Genomic DNA, 14,378 nt, shown 5'->3' with positions numbered 1-14,378 from the left:
TGCGCACGGACTTCATTCTGTCGGCCGAAATCATGGCGATTGCGCTGGGCACCGTGGCGACCAAGCCCATCTGGGAGCAGGCGGCGGTGCTGATCGCGGTGGCTCTGGGCATCACGGTCTTCGTCTACGGACTGGTGGCCGGCATTGTGCGCATGGACGATGTGGGCGGCTGGCTGATGCGCAGGAGCAGCAGCGTTGCCAGGACCATGGGGCGCTGTCTGATCGCATTCACCCCCTGGCTGATGCGAGGTCTGTCGATTGTCGGCACTGCGGCCATGTTCCTTGTGGGCGGCAGCCTGCTGGTGCATGGCATCACGCCCGTCGAGCACTGGATACAGCAGGTGATTGCGCCCATGGGCGGCGTGGCGGCAGCGCTGGGGCCGCTGCTGGTGCATGTGGTGGTGGGAGCCGCCATTGGAAGTGCGGTCGTCCTCTGTGTGGCGCTCTGGCACCGGCTGTGTCGTCCGGCCGGGGTTGCGCATTGAGAGGTCCAAAGCGCGGCTAGCACTGCTGGCGGTACGGTGCTTTGCGCTGAATCAGGACTTGGGGTTGGCGTGGCAGCAGGGCAACGCCAGCCGTTTTCTTTGGCATGCAGGCGGGCGGGTTGATGTGGGACAAAGCCCCGAGTCAGTGGCTTTGTTTCAATCACTGTCATGGAAAGCGCACAGCTTTCTGCCATCGCTTCAAGGAAAAGCCCATGAGAAAGACCCTGATCGCAATCGCCGCCGTCGCCAGCGCCCTGACTGCCGGCACCGCTTTTGCCCAATCCTCGTTTGACGGTACAAGCCCCTGGATGGTGCGTGCGCGTGCCGTGCATCTGGACAGCGACAACGGCGGCGCCGCCGGCGATGCCGGCGTCAGCATCAACAACAAGTGGATGCCCGAGCTGGACGTGTCCTACTTCTTCACGCCCAATATTGCAGCCGAGCTGATCCTGACCTATCCCCAGAAGCATGATGTGCGCCTGGGTGGAGACAAGATCGGCACGCTCAAGCATCTGCCCCCCACCCTGCTGGCCCAGTACCACTTCACCGGCATGGGTGCCTTCAAGCCTTATGTGGGTGCAGGCGTGAACTACACACGCTTCTCGAACGTGAACATTCTCGACGGTGCCGTGACCGTGAAGAAGAACAGCTTCGGCGGTGCCCTGCAGATCGGCTTCGACTATGCGCTGGACAAGAACTGGTCGCTGAACTTCGACGTCAAGAAGGTCTACCTGGGCACCAAGGTGACCGGTGCGGGTGTGTTCCAGGACACCAAGTTCAAGGTTGACCCATGGCTGGTGGGCGTGGGCGTGGGCTATCGCTTCTGATAGCTCCACGACAAGGGGTGTTCTCGTCAGCGGCCTTCTTCCCGCAGGCGAGGCACGCACCACAGGCTCTGTGGTGCATCGGGGTCGGCAGGCCTCAATGGCCTGATGACTCTGGAGGCTAGGGTGTATGTTTGATCGGTATTCCGCTCGTGCGGGATACCGATTTTTTTGTCCGAACTCTTTTGCCAGTATTGGCTTTGTCAGCATGGCTGCCCGCGCATGCAGTAAAAGTAGCGCTGGCTGCAGTCCTACTTGCGCTGCTTGTCGACGGCGCTAGGCTGAGGGCCTAAGAACGTGTTGACGATCTCCTTGCACTGCGACAGGGGTTTGGCGGGACGGATACCGGGGGGGGCCTCCCGCGCGATACCGCAGCAACAGCCATGCTGCTGCGTGGATTCGCGGGACCGGAGAGGCAACGCCGCTGACCGCCCCTGACCGGGCACCCGCAAAACACCGGCCGAAGGATGGAGGCGAATTCGGGCGACCGGCCGAGCGCTGTCTCCTGCCTGCACGCCGGTGCGCGCGGAGAGCCATTGGTGCGAACGCTTCCCGATGGCGCTCCAACGAGGCGGTGTGGAAATCGCAAGCACGTTCTAAAGCAGGCTTGGCAAGGATGGCGCGGGCATTGGCTGTGTCGCGCGATCCCCTCAACAGGAGAATCAGCATGCGCGCGATACCGGACAGGCAGGCAGAATCCATCGAATCTTTGTCTCGCGCGGGGCGTATTCCCCTGCCTGCGCCCCCTTCGGTCAGGCCGTCAAAGCCGGGCGCTTACCGGCGGGCGCAGCCCTGCGAGGAGCTGGCCCAGGGACTGATGCAGCGGCAGGCGCAGATTTCGCCCAAGTTTCTCTACGATGCGCATGGCTGCGCGCTGTTCGAGCAGATTACCAGGCTGCCCGAGTACTACCCGACAAGAACCGAGGCGGCCATCATGACCCGGTTCGAGCGTGACATCGCCGAGGCCATGGCGGGCTGCCAGGTGCTGATCGAGCTGGGGGCGGGCAATTGCGAAAAGGTCAGACGCCTGTGCCGCAGCCTCGGGCCGCGGCAGTTTCTGGGAGTGGACATTGCGGTGGATTTTCTGCAGGTCGCAGTGGACAGGCTGGGGCAGGACTTCCCGCAACTCAGCGCGCGTGCGGTTGCCGCCGATTTCACGGCAGACTGGCATTTGCCGACGGGCGTGCCGCAGGCGCGGCGTGAGCTGTTCTACCCGGGCTCTTCGATCGGCAACTTCGATACGCAGCAGGCGCTGCACATGCTGCGCCATATGCATTCCCTGGTCGCTGGCGACGGCGGGCTGCTGATCGGTATCGACCTGCCCAAGCCGGTGCCGGTGCTCATTGCGGCTTATGACGACAAGCAGGGTATCACGGCCGAATTCAATCTCAATGTGCTCAGCCATGTGAACCGTCTGCTGGGCAGCGATTTCAATCTTCAGGACTGGGCGCATGAGGCGCGCTTCGACAGCCGCGCGTCACGCATAGAGATGCATCTGCGCGCCCGTCGCCCTGTCATGGTGCGCTGGCCCCAGGGCCAGCGCCATTTCGACCAGGGAGAGACCATCCATACCGAGAACAGCTACAAATACCCGCTGTCCGATTTCCTCGATCTGCTCGCTTGCGCGGGGTTTGTCCGGCCCAGGGTCTGGACCGATGAGCAGCAATGGTTTGCCGTGATTCATGCCCATGGCTGAGTCCTTTTCTGCGCCGCCCATCGCCTGGGACTGGCTGGCGCTGGCGCAGCAGTTCGAACGGGTGAGAGCCTGTACGCAAAAGCTGGCAGAGTCCCTGTCGGCGGAAGATGCCTGCGTGCAATCCATGCCCGATGCGAGTCCTGCCAAATGGCATCTGGCCCATACCAGCTGGTTCTTCGAGACCTTTGTGCTGGCCGTGCACCAGCCCGGACACAGGGCTTTCGACGAGAGTTTCCGCATGCTGTTCAACTCCTACTACCAGCAGGTGGGAGAACGCCATCCCAGAGCCCAGCGGGGCTTGCTGACCAGGCCGGCGCTGTCCCAGGTCATGGACTATCGCGCGGCGGTGGATGAGCAGATGCTCGCGCTGATGGCGGCCATGAAAAGCAGCAATCCGGTGACGCAGAGGGCGGTGGCCCAACTGGTCACACTGGGCCTGCAGCACGAGCAGCAGCACCAGGAGCTGCTGCTCACCGACATCAAGCATTTGCTCTCCTGCCACCCGCTGTGGCCTGCGTATGCGCCGGATTCACTGTCTGAGCCGGACTGCGGGTCGTTCCTCGCAGACCCCGGATGGCAGCCGCTGGAGGCGGGCATCTACAGCCTGGGCCATGGCGGCGATGACTTCGCCTTTGACAACGAACTGCCCAGGCACAGCGTCTATGTGCATGCCGCTCAGATCGCATCGAGGCCGGTGAACAATGGCGAGTTTCTCCGCTTTGTGCAGGATGGCGGCTACCGCCAGCCACAATGGTGGCTGGCCGAAGGCTGGGACTGGTGCCAGGCCCAGCAACTGAGCCACCCCTGGTACTGGAGGAATGCCGAAAGCCATGCAGGTGGCGAGAGATGGCAGGAGTTCAGTCTGTATGGCGTGACGGCTCTGCATGCGATGCGACCTGTGAGTCATCTCTCCTATTTCGAGGCCGATGCCTATGCGCGCTGGGCCGGTGCACGTCTGCCGTCGGAGGTGGAATGGGAGGTCGCCATGGGCAGGCATGACTGGCCTGTGTCACGATTCGGCGAGCGTGGCAGTCTGCACCCCGAGGTCGCAGGTTCCCGCGCGGGAGCCGCAATCGGCCAGGTCTGGGAGTGGACGCAGTCATCCTACGCCGCCTACCCGGGCTTTCGTGTGGCCGAGGGGGCGGTGGGGGAGTACAACGGCAAGTTCATGGTCAACCAGTACGTGCTGCGCGGAGGCTCCTGCCTCACGCCGGCAGGGCATGCGCGGCTGAGCTATCGCAATTTCTTTCCCGCGACAGCTCGCTGGCAGATGACGGGACTGCGTCTGGCGCGCGATGCCTGAGGCCACGCGCCAGTCCGGGAGTCCGCGTCAGACCTGCTCCAGCGCCTGGTTCAGATCGGCCAGCAGGTCGTCGATATGCTCGATGCCTACGGAAAGGCGCACCATGCCTTCGGTGACGCCGGCCTTTGCCAGCTCCTCGGCGTCCAGCTGGCGGTGAGTGGTGGAGGCAGGGTGGGTGGCCAGCGATTTGGCATCGCCGATATTGACCAGGCGCGTGAACAGCTGCAGGGCGTCGAGGAAGCGTGCACCTGCCGCTCGGCCCTCGCCGCCTTTGAGGCTGAAAGAGAGAATGCCGGATGCGCGGCCGCCAGACTGTTTCTGCACGATGGCATGGTCGGGGTGGTCTTCGAGTCCTGCGTAGCGCACCCATTCCACCTTGGGGTGCTCTTTCAGTGTTTGCGCAATCTTCTGCGTGTTTTCGCAGATGCGGTCCATGCGCAGGGCCAGGGTTTCAATGCCTTGCAGGATCTGGAAGGCATTCTGTGGCGAGAGGGCGGCCCCCATATTGCGCAGCGGCACGACGCGCGCGCGGCCGATGAACGCGGCGGGGCCCAGCGCCTCGGTGTAGACCACTCCGTGATAGCTGACGTCGGGTTCGTTCAGCCGCTTGAAGCGCTCTTTGTGTTCGGCCCAGGGAAACTTGCCGCTGTCCACGATCGCTCCGCCCACGCTGGTGCCGTGACCGCCCAGGTATTTGGTCAGCGAATGCACGACAATGTCGGCGCCATGTTCGAACGGACGCAGCAGGTAGGGAGAGGCAACGGTGTTGTCGACAATCAGCGGCACACCATGCTGGTGGGCCACATCAGCCAGCGCACGGATGTCGGTCACATTGCCTAGCGGATTGCCGATGGATTCGATGAAAACTGCCTTGGTCCTGGCGTCGATCAGCGGGCCAAAGCTCGCCGGGTTGCGCGGATCGGCAAATCGCACTTCGATGCCTTGCTGAGGGAGGGTGTGGGCAAACAGGTTATAGGTGCCGCCATAGAGCGTGCTGGCCGAAACGATGTTGTCACCCGCTTCGGCCAGAGTCTGGATGGCGGCGGTGATGGCTGCCATGCCCGATGCCACGGCCAGTGCGGCAATGCCGCCCTCCAGTGCCGCGACGCGCTTTTCAAGCACGTCGGTGGTGGGGTTCATGATGCGCGTGTAGATATTGCCCGGGACCTTCAGGTCAAACAGGTCTGCACCATGCTGGGCGCTGTCAAACGCGTAGGCCACCGTCTGGTAGATGGGTACGGCCACAGCCTTGGTGGTGGGATCGGGGGAATAGCCGGCATGTACGGCCAGTGTCTCTAAGCGCATAGGTCTGTGTCTCTCTCTGGCAAGTTGTGTGAAGGCCGCAGCCTGGGCGTTGGCGCCATTGATTATGGGCAGGCCGCAGGATCAGGAGAACGACCTAATGGCTATGTGCTTATGCCGGATTGAGAGCAAGCGACGGATTGAAAACATGGAGATACTTCTCACCGGAGAATGGATGACGTTGAACTCGCAGTTGCCTGCGCGGAGAACCTAAATTGGGCCAGCCTGCAGATTTGTACTTCGCCTTGATCGCACCGGCTTGCGTGGTGCTGTTCGGGCTTGCCCTGTTGGCCTGCTGGTATGTGCAGCGCCGGCAGCCGCGTGCGCTGTTTCTGCTCTGGCTGGTGGGGGGCTATGTGCTGCTCGCGACGGCTCTGGCTGCCCAAAGCCTGATGAGCAATGCCCAGCTGGGCCAGTTTGCCTTGGCCACGGCATGTCTGTATCTGCTCGGTACCTGGTCGCTGGCGCAAGGGGTTTCCCTGAGGCATGGGGCCGCAGGGGCGAGTGTGCCTGGCGGCATCCTGGTAGCCGTCGCCACGCTGTCCGCTCTGTTCTATTTTTCCCGGATCGAAGATGACTTGTGGGTCCGCGTGCAGTGCCTGGCTCTGGGTATGGCCTTTCAGCTGGCCCTGGCCCTTCCGGCCTTTCTCAGGGTCGATTCGTCAAAAGACTGGCTTGAGCGCGGAGTGCGCTGGGCCTATGGGCTCAATGTCTGCTATGCCTTGTTCAGGCCGGCGGCCGTCGGTCTGCTGCCCGTGCACGAAGTGCAGGAGCTGACCCGGTCCGGATACTGGCTGCTCACGCAGGCCATAGCGCTTCTGTTTGCGATGTGGTTTGCGGTGGGGTTGCTGGCGTGCTCGGTCAGGGATGTGATGACGACGTTGCGCGAAGAGCGCAACCGGGACTCCTTGACACGCTTGCTCAACCGTCGCGCCTTCATGGAGGCCGCCGAGTCGCGCCTGGCCGACCAGCGGCTGGTGCCCTGGGCCGTGGTCGCCGTGGACATCGATCATTTCAAATACATCAATGACAACTGGGGCCATGCCGCCGGCGATCAGGTGCTGCAGCAACTCGCACAGCTGCTGACTCAGCAGGTCAGAGACTGTGACCTGGTTGCCCGCTTCGGAGGAGAGGAGTTTGTCTTGCTGCTCTCACGGGTGAAGCTGTTCGAGGCGCAAGCCATTGTGGAGCGTGTGCGTGAGCGCTTGCAAAGCCATGAGCTCGGGGGGGGGCCTGCACCTCTGAGGGTGACAGCCAGCTTCGGCATTGCTGCACTCAGTTCCGCGCAGGATTTCAAGCAGGCACTGGCTCAGGCCGATGCGCTGCTCTACCAGGCCAAGAAGGCAGGACGGGATTGCGTCATGAGCTCTGCGCAAGACGAGAGCGAGCCGCAATGGGGAATGATTGCCTGAATCCTGCCATCAGGCCCAGATCCCATGAGGCCTTGCCTTCAGGTTTCGGCTCGCGATCCGAGGCCCGACACCTCAGGACCTCGGACTTCTGGGTGCGCGCCTTGGAAGGGCGGTGAGGGCGCTTTCCCAGGCGGGCAGATGCGCATAGATCACGGCCGGGGCATGGGCGTCATTGGCGGCATAGCGTCGCTGGGCCGCGCTGAGTTCCGCTGCTGCCCAGTTGGAGGTGGTGGTGCGCTTGGATTTGCGAAAGCTCTGTCGCAGCACCAGCGCGGCTGCGGCGCGCACCCCCACCGATGGGCCATAGCCGAGTCGCTTGAAGCGGCTGTCCAGATCCTGGATATTGTTCAGCGGAGCGCCCAGTCTGCGCGGCAGGGCGTGCTTGTCGTTATCGAGCCCGAAGCCGACCTTGCAGATATGTTCAGCCGCCAGAACCATGCGTGACACCTCCAGAGCCATCGGTCTGTGCAGTTGCAGCAGCCAGACCTGGCTGGCCGTGGCGAGCTGCACCAGATGAGGACCGCTGTCTTGCTGGCCCGCGTTGAAGATGGGTTTGCTTTCCGTGTCGAAGCCGAGCACGGACTCGGCATTCATGGCCTGGAAGGCGGCTTCAAATTCGGCTTCGGACTGCGGAAGGTGGATGGCATGGTCGGGCAATTCCAGAAACGGAGGGAGCAGGGCACTTTCGTCCTTGCTGGGTGCAATCAATCGGGGCATGCGGGTGATTACACATCAGCTTGGCTTGTCCCCAGATCATGTGGGCCGCTCTGTGGGTAATTCCGGGGAAATGTCTTCAAAGCCTTGCCCACAAAGGTTTTACAGGTGCTGCTTAAATATGAGGCAGTGTCAGGGGCGTGAAAAAGCGGGCGTGCGTTTCTCCAGAAACGCGTTCACGCCCTCACGGCTGTTCGCATGGCTGGCGCAGTCGGCGATGGCCAGGCTTTCGGCCTTGAGGTGGGTGGCCAGATCATGGCTGTGGGCGCTGTCGCAGAGCTGTTTGATATGGGCCAGGGAATCGGGGGCACCTGCAGCCAGCTCTTCGGCCAGCCGAAGTGCCTGGGCTGCCAGAGCATCCGGCTCATGCAGCTCATCAAAGATGCCCATGCGCAAGCAGTCTTGGGCAGAGGCAGGGCGGTTGCTCATCAGCAGGTACTTGGCCTTGGCAGCACCAGCCCTGCGGCTGAGGTAGTAGGACGAGCCCAGATCCGGGCTCAACCCGATGGCCGAGTAGCCGCCGCGCAAGAACACCGTGGTGGAGGCCAGCACGATGTCGGCACACAGACCGATGCCGATGCCGCCACCGCCCAGCGCACCCTGAATGGCGCTGATGACAGGCACGGGCATGGTGACCAGCGCGTGCATGGTGGGGTTGAGCAGGGCCAGAATTTCCGCGATCTGGCGGGGCAGGTGATCGCGGTTTTGCACGAACTCTCGAATATCCCCACCCACGCAAAATTGCTTGCCTGCAGCCGAGATCAGCACGGCGCCAATGTCTGCCTTGCAAGCCTGTTGCACCGCAGCGGCCAGGGCATGGGCCATGGGGGTGCTGATGGCATTGCCCTGATCAGGCTGGTTCAGCACGATATGGCCGACGCCATTGCACTGCTTCCACAAGACGAGTTCGGACATCAGGCGACCTTTCTTTTCTGGTTGACCCAGAAGGGCGCGCGCAATGTGGTCTTCAGAATCTTGCCCTGCCCCAGACAGTGGCATGGCATCGATGAAGGAAACCCCACGCGGGCATTTGTAGTGGGCAATGCGACTCTTGCAGAACTGGATCAGTTCATCGGCCTCCAGCTCGGCACCGGCCTTGCGCACGATGAAGACATGCACCAGCTCGCCCCATTGCTCGCTGGGCACGCCAATGACGGCGCAGGATGCGACGCCTGGATGGGTGGCGATTACGCTTTCCACTTCCACGCTGTAGACGTTCTCGCCACCAGTCACAATCATGTCTTTGAGGCGATCGACGATGAAGACATAGCCCTCGTCATCCATGCGGCCACCATCGCCCGTATGCATCCAGCCGTTGCGAATGGCAGCGGCGGTCTCGGCAGGCTTGTTCCAGTAGCCCAGCATGACGCCGGGGCCGCGAACAACCACCTCTCCCACCTCGCCGCGTGGCACCTCCTGGCCGTCGGGGTCCACGATGCGGACTTCGGTGCAGACCGTGGCGCGCCCGGCGCTGCGATGGCGGCCTTGGGCCCGTCCCTCCTGTCGGTGCATTTCGGGGCTCAGAACCGTGGCGATCGGGGCCAGCTCCGTCATGCCATAGGCCTGGGTGAAGCCGACGCTGGGAATGGTGTTCATGGCCCGGTCCAGCAGACCTTCGGAGATGGGCGACGCCCCATACAGCATGTTCTGCAGCGAGCTCAGGTCATATTGATGGACATCCGGGTGGTCCACCAGCATCTGGATCATGGTGGGCACCAGCAGCAGGTCGGTGACCGATTCAGTGGAAATGGCCTGAAGAACGGCCACAGGATCAAAGCGCGGCACCATGACATGGCAGCCACCGGCGGCCAGCAGTGCATTCATGAAGGCACCGTCTGCCAGATGAAACATCGGCGCAGCATGCAGCCCGACGCTGCTGCGGCGTGCCGTGTTCTCGCAGACGCCGGAGATGGCGTTGGTGTAGAGATTGCGATGGCAGAGCATCACGCCCTTGGGCGTACCGGTGGTGCCGCCGGTATAGAACACGCCGGCCAGGTCATCCCCGCCACGCAAGGCGTCTTCCACCGGTGCGGTCTCGGCAACCAGTGCCTCATAGGAAAGCATGCCTTCGGGAGCCGGGCCATCACCGATGTGGATCAGCGTCTGCAGGGCTTTTGCACTCTTTCGGATTTCAGGAATCAAAGGCAGAAAGCTGTCGTCCACCAGCAGGACACGGGTGTCGCAGTCGTCCAGTGAATAGGCGATCTCTGCAGCACTCCATCGAATATTGATGGGGTTGACGGCAGCGCCCGCCCAGTAAGTGGCAAGGTAGTACTCCAGATACCAGTCCGAGTTCAGGGCGAGGATGGCCACGCGGTCGCCCGCTTGCACACCCAGTGCGCGCAGGACTCCAGCAAATCGGGCGACACGGTCGCCCAGTTGCGCAAAACTGCGTTTGCGACCGTTGTAGATCGTGGCCGGGGCGTGGGGCTGCTGTTGTATGGAGCGCCGCAGACTTTGCGTGAGATACATGACAGGCCTTCCAAGGTCAGTACGTGGGAGAAACGAGCGGGTCTTGAGCCCCGCTCATGAAAACAGGCGTCTGGCGATCAGGTCCTTCATGATTTCGTTGGCACCTCCGTAGATCTTCTGGATGCGTGCATCGGCATACATCCGGCCAATCGGGTACTCCTCCATATAGCCATAGCCGCCAAAGAGCTGCAGGCACTCGTCGATGACGCGGCACTGCTGCTCGCTACACCACCACTTGGCCATGTAGGCGGCCTCGTTGTCCAGCGTGCCATCCAGCAGACGCTGAATGCAGTCGTTGACAAAGCTGCGCACCACATGGGCGGTGGTTGCGCATTCGGCCAGCTTGAATCGGGTGTTCTGAAAGTCGGCAATCGTCTGGCCAAAAGCCTTGCGCTGCTGCGTGTACTCCACCGTCAGCGCCACAGCCATTTCGATGGCAGCGGCTGCTCCCACGCCCAGCAGCATGCGTTCATAGGGCAGCTGGCTCATCAGCTGCTTGAAGCCTTGGCCCTCGGTGCTGCCCAGCAACTGAGAAGCGGGAATGCGCACGTCTTCAAAAAAAAGTTCGGCTGTGTCGGAGATATGCTGGCCTATCTTGTCCAGCCTGCGTCCAACGCGAAAGCCGGGCAGGTTCTCGGTCTCCAGCACCACCAGAGATACCCCCGCGCTGCCCGCATCACCCGTGCGCACGGCCACCACCAGCAGGTTGGCGGTGAAGCCGTTGGTGATAAAGGTCTTGGAGCCATTGATGACGTAGTGATCCCCATCAAGCCGAGCGCGTGTCTGCATGGCTTTCAGGTCGGAGCCCACGCTGGGCTCGGTCATCGCAATGCCGGCCAGCATCTCGCCGCTGCACAGCCGGGGCAGCCAGCGCTGTTTTTGCTCGGGCGTGCCATAGGTGTCTATGTAATGGGCTGTGATGGTGTGCACGCTGGTGATGGCGTGAATCTCGGCCCTGGTCAGCTCTTCCTGCACCACCAGCTGATAGGCCAGGTTGCCGCCACCACCACCCCATTGCTCGTCCATCTCGGGCAGCAGAAAGCCATGTTCGCCAAAGCCGCGCCAGGTCTCGCGTGGCACATATCCCTGGGCGCGCCAGGTGGGGACATGCGGGCTGAGTTCGCGTTCGATGTAACGGCGCACCTGATCGCGGAAGACACCGATGTCCGTATCCATCCACGCATGCTGAAAAGGTTTGGGCAGCATGTTCAGATTCCAGTCAGTCCGCCGGTGCACATCAGCGTCTGGCCGCTGATGTAGTCAGACTCCGGCTGGCAAAACAGATAGACCGCGCCTGCGGCTTCATCGGGCGTGCCGGCTCGGCCCAGCGGAATGGCCTGCTCCATGGCCGCCATCAAACCGGGGTTGACGCCGACCTTGATGTCTCGCCCCCCGATATTGGCGGTCTCGCCATTGGCGGTGGAGTGGGTCAGCCGGGTCTTGATCAGGCCAAAGGCCACGCAGTTCACGTTGACGTTCAGCCGTCCCCATTCCTTGGCCAGGGTCGTGGTCAGGCCGGTGATGCCGGCCTTGGCGGCGGAGTAGTTGCTCTGCCCCGCATTGCCGAACAGACCGGCCACCGAGGAGATATTGACCACCTTGCGCATCGCACGCCGACCGGCTTGCATCTCGGCTTTGGACAGCGCCTTGATCACGGGCTGGGCTGCACGCAGTAAGCGGAACGGGGCAGTCAGGTGGCAGTCCAAAATGGCATGCCACTGTTCGTCCGTCATCTTCTGGATCACGTTGTCCCAGGTGTAGCCGGCGTTGTTGATGATGATGTCCAGGCCCCTGAACTCCTGGACTGCGGTGCCCACAAAGCGCTCGGCAAAGTCGGTGTGGGTGACATTGCCCACGCAGGCCACGGCCTCGCCACCCATTTCCCGGATCAGGGCAATGGTTTCATCGGCAGGCCCCTGATCCAGGTCGTTGATGACCAGGCGCGCCCCTTCTCTGGCCAGCTTCAGTGCGATGCTGCGGCCAATGCCTCGGCCCGATCCCGAGACCAGGGCGACTTTGCCTTCGAGCGTTCCTGTCATTGCGGCTTCCTTTGCGCATTCAGGGCAGGCTGATCCAGGCGTCGCCTGCGACCTTGGTCTGACCATGCTGGTTGGTGCTCTGTACTTCGATGCGCACGCTGCGGTCGGCATCACGCTTCTCTGCAATGCGGCCGCTGCATGAGATGGCATTGGCCAGATGGGTGATGCCCAGAAAGCGGACATCAAAGCGGCGCAGCCGCGACTGCGGAGCCCAGTCGGTCAGCAAGCGGCCCAGCCAGGCCATGCTCAGCATGCCGTGGGCAAACACATCGGACATGCCGGCCCTGCGTGCAAAGTCGATGTCGATATGAATGGGGTTGTGGTCACCCGACGCACCGGCAAACAGCGCAAGGGTGGTGCGGTCGATGGCGGGAAGCTGAAGCGTGGGAAGGGCATCGCCCACCTGGACGCTGTCATAGCGGGGCGTATTCATGGGCGGCCCTTCCTAGTTGCGCACCACGATGACGGAGCGCATCTCGGCCACCAGATCGTTGTTCTGGTTGGTGGCGCGCGAGGTCTTCACAACGAACTCCAGAGTGCCGTTCTTTTTGTCATAGATGTCATCGACCCGCGAGCGCACGGTGATGCTGTCGCCCGCGCAGGCCGTACCGTGGTAGCAAAAGCTCTGCTCGCCATGCAGGATCTTGGCGATCGGAATCTCCAGCGTCTGCAAAAGCAGATCCGAAGCCCGGCTGTCCAATTCAGCCGCAAACAAAAACGTGGGCGGTGCGGGCAGGTCGGCATAGCCGGCTGCACGGGCGGCTTCCACATCGGTGTAGATGGCGCTGGTCTCGCCAATGGACCTGGCAAAAAAGCGCAGACGGCTGCGATCCAGGTTCAGCTCGGACGGCGGCGACTCGTAGCCAATCCATTGCTTGTCTATCATGCGTTGCTCCTCAGACGCGCTCATACAGAGTGACCACGCAGGCGCCGCCCAGGCCCAGGTTGTGCTGCAGGGCCAGGCGTGCCTCGGGCACCTGCCGTTGATCGGCCTTGCCGCGCAGCTGCTGGACCAGCTCGGTGCACTGGGCCAGGCCCGTGGCGCCCAGCGGGTGGCCCTTGGAGAGCAGGCCACCCGACGGATTGGTGACGAACTTGCCGCCGTAGGTGTTGTCGCCATCGAGCACAAGCTTCTCGGCACCGCCGACGGGGCACAGTCCCAGAGCTTCGTAGGTCAGCAATTCGTTCTGGGCAAAGCAGTCGTGCAGCTCGACCACATCAACGTCCTGGGGAGTGATTCCGGCCTGCTCATAGACCTGGCGGGCAGCGTCCTGCGCCATGCTGAAGCCCACCACTTCGCGCATATCGTGGGCCTCGAAGGTCCTGGGGCTGTCCGTGGTCATGGACTGGGCGCGGATGCGCACGCTGTGGTCCAGTCCGTGCCTGCGTGCATAGGCTTCCGACACCAGCAGGGCCGCCGCCGCGCCGCAGGTCGGTGGGCAGGCCATGAGCCGGGTCATCACGCCTTCCCACATCATGGGCGCGGCCATGACTTCCTCCTCCGACACCTCGGTGCGAAACAGCGCCAATGGATTGCGTGCCGCATGGCGGCTGGCCTTGGCGCGGATCTTGGCAAAGGTGGAAAGCTGGGTGCCGTACTGTTCCATATGGGCCTTGCCTGCACCGCCGAAGTAGCGCAGTGCCAGTGGCACGCCGTTGTCGCCGACCAGGGCATCGGTCTCCGCCTCGAATCGGTCGAAAGGGCTGGGTCGGTCGGTGTAGACCGAGCCCAGTGCGCCGGGGTTCATCTGCTCGAACCCCAGGGCCAGTACACAGTCGGCAGCGCCGCTGGCCACGGCTTGACGTGCCAGGTACAGTGCGGTGGAGCCGGTGGAGCAGTTGTTATTGACATTGATGATGGGAATGCCGGACATGCCCACCTCATACAGCGCTCTCTGCCCGGCGGTGGAGTCACCGTAGACATAGCCCACATAGGCTTGCTGCACTGCGTCATACAGCACGCCGGCATCGGCAAGCGCCAGCTGTGTCGCGGTCGATCCCATCTGGAAATAGGGAGCGCTTCTGCCCGGCTTGGCAAAGGGAATCATGCCGACACCGGCAACAAACACATCGCGACTCATGGGGGACTCCTGCAAGGGATTGCTACGGTATCCATGCTAGGAAAACCTCT

At 62.6% G+C, this 14,378-nt stretch carries 13 protein-coding genes and 1 pseudogene; 5 read left to right on the top strand and 9 right to left on the bottom strand.

Annotated elements, in window-relative coordinates; genetic code table 11:
• The 4 genes from E2583_RS20015 to egtB all read left to right on the top strand — a co-directional run.
• Positions 1 to 485 (top strand): DUF808 family protein (locus E2583_RS20015; RefSeq protein WP_291597983.1); only part of this gene is annotated, 485 nt, incomplete at its 5' end.
• 212 nt (positions 486 to 697) lie between these two features.
• Entirely contained in the window at positions 698 to 1,312 is a 615-nt protein-coding gene (locus E2583_RS20010; RefSeq protein WP_291597982.1) for an OmpW family outer membrane protein, read from the top strand.
• A gap of 814 nt (positions 1,313 to 2,126) precedes the next feature.
• Positions 2,127 to 3,005 carry an L-histidine N(alpha)-methyltransferase gene (gene egtD / locus E2583_RS20005; protein ID WP_291597985.1) on the top strand — a complete coding sequence of 293 codons (879 nt, stop codon included), beginning with the start codon at positions 2,127 to 2,129 and terminating at the stop codon, positions 3,003 to 3,005.
• The gene (gene egtB, locus E2583_RS20000; RefSeq protein WP_291597981.1) at positions 2,992 to 4,308 is read left to right on the top strand and encodes an ergothioneine biosynthesis protein EgtB; all 1,317 of its coding nucleotides are present in this window, start codon (positions 2,992 to 2,994) and stop codon (positions 4,306 to 4,308) included. Before egtD ends, egtB begins: the two co-directional genes overlap by 14 nt.
• Before the next feature lie 27 nt (positions 4,309 to 4,335).
• Here egtB and E2583_RS19995 read toward each other — a convergent pair whose 3' ends face one another.
• Complete coding sequence (locus E2583_RS19995) at positions 4,336 to 5,613, bottom strand: aminotransferase class V-fold PLP-dependent enzyme (protein WP_291597980.1); 1,278 nt, start codon at positions 5,611 to 5,613, stop codon at positions 4,336 to 4,338.
• Positions 5,614 to 5,825: 212 nt separating this feature from the next.
• Between E2583_RS19995 and E2583_RS19990 the strand changes: the two genes are divergently transcribed.
• On the top strand, positions 5,826 to 7,022 hold the full coding sequence (locus E2583_RS19990) for a diguanylate cyclase (protein ID WP_291597979.1): 1,197 nt from the start codon (positions 5,826 to 5,828) through the stop codon (positions 7,020 to 7,022).
• Positions 7,023 to 7,094: 72 nt separating this feature from the next.
• Here E2583_RS19990 and E2583_RS19985 read toward each other — a convergent pair whose 3' ends face one another.
• From E2583_RS19985 to E2583_RS19950, 8 genes and pseudogenes are all read right to left on the bottom strand, one after another.
• On the bottom strand, positions 7,095 to 7,739 hold the full coding sequence (locus E2583_RS19985; RefSeq protein WP_291597978.1) for a 3'-5' exonuclease: 645 nt from the start codon (positions 7,737 to 7,739) through the stop codon (positions 7,095 to 7,097).
• 129 nt (positions 7,740 to 7,868) lie between these two features.
• Entirely contained in the window at positions 7,869 to 8,651 is a 783-nt protein-coding gene (locus E2583_RS19980) for an enoyl-CoA hydratase/isomerase family protein (RefSeq protein ID WP_291597976.1), read from the bottom strand.
• Positions 8,651 to 10,208: pseudogene (locus E2583_RS19975) on the bottom strand (long-chain fatty acid--CoA ligase). Before E2583_RS19975 ends, E2583_RS19980 begins: the two are co-directional and overlap by 1 nt.
• A 54-nt stretch (positions 10,209 to 10,262) precedes the next feature.
• Positions 10,263 to 11,414 carry an acyl-CoA dehydrogenase family protein gene (locus E2583_RS19970; RefSeq protein ID WP_291597975.1) on the bottom strand — a complete coding sequence of 384 codons (1,152 nt, stop codon included), beginning with the start codon at positions 11,412 to 11,414 and terminating at the stop codon, positions 10,263 to 10,265.
• 2 nt (positions 11,415 to 11,416) lie between these two features.
• On the bottom strand, positions 11,417 to 12,247 hold the full coding sequence (locus E2583_RS19965) for an SDR family oxidoreductase (RefSeq protein WP_291597974.1): 831 nt from the start codon (positions 12,245 to 12,247) through the stop codon (positions 11,417 to 11,419).
• A 19-nt stretch (positions 12,248 to 12,266) separates the two neighbouring features.
• Positions 12,267 to 12,680 (bottom strand): MaoC family dehydratase, encoded by a 414-nt coding sequence (locus E2583_RS19960; protein ID WP_291597973.1) that lies wholly within the window; start codon positions 12,678 to 12,680, stop codon positions 12,267 to 12,269.
• Positions 12,681 to 12,692: 12 nt separating this feature from the next.
• Positions 12,693 to 13,133, bottom strand: a complete 441-nt coding sequence (locus E2583_RS19955; RefSeq protein WP_291597972.1) for a MaoC family dehydratase N-terminal domain-containing protein — start codon at positions 13,131 to 13,133, stop codon at positions 12,693 to 12,695.
• A gap of 10 nt (positions 13,134 to 13,143) precedes the next feature.
• Positions 13,144 to 14,328, bottom strand: a complete 1,185-nt coding sequence (locus E2583_RS19950) for a lipid-transfer protein (RefSeq protein WP_291597971.1) — start codon at positions 14,326 to 14,328, stop codon at positions 13,144 to 13,146.
• Positions 14,329 to 14,378: the final 50 nt, after the last annotated feature.

Origin of the sequence: Comamonas sp. (assembly GCF_009360615.1) — a bacterium.
Taxonomy (GTDB): Bacteria; Pseudomonadota; Gammaproteobacteria; order Burkholderiales; family Burkholderiaceae_C; genus Comamonas.
This window is presented reverse-complemented; position numbering and strand designations above follow the sequence as displayed.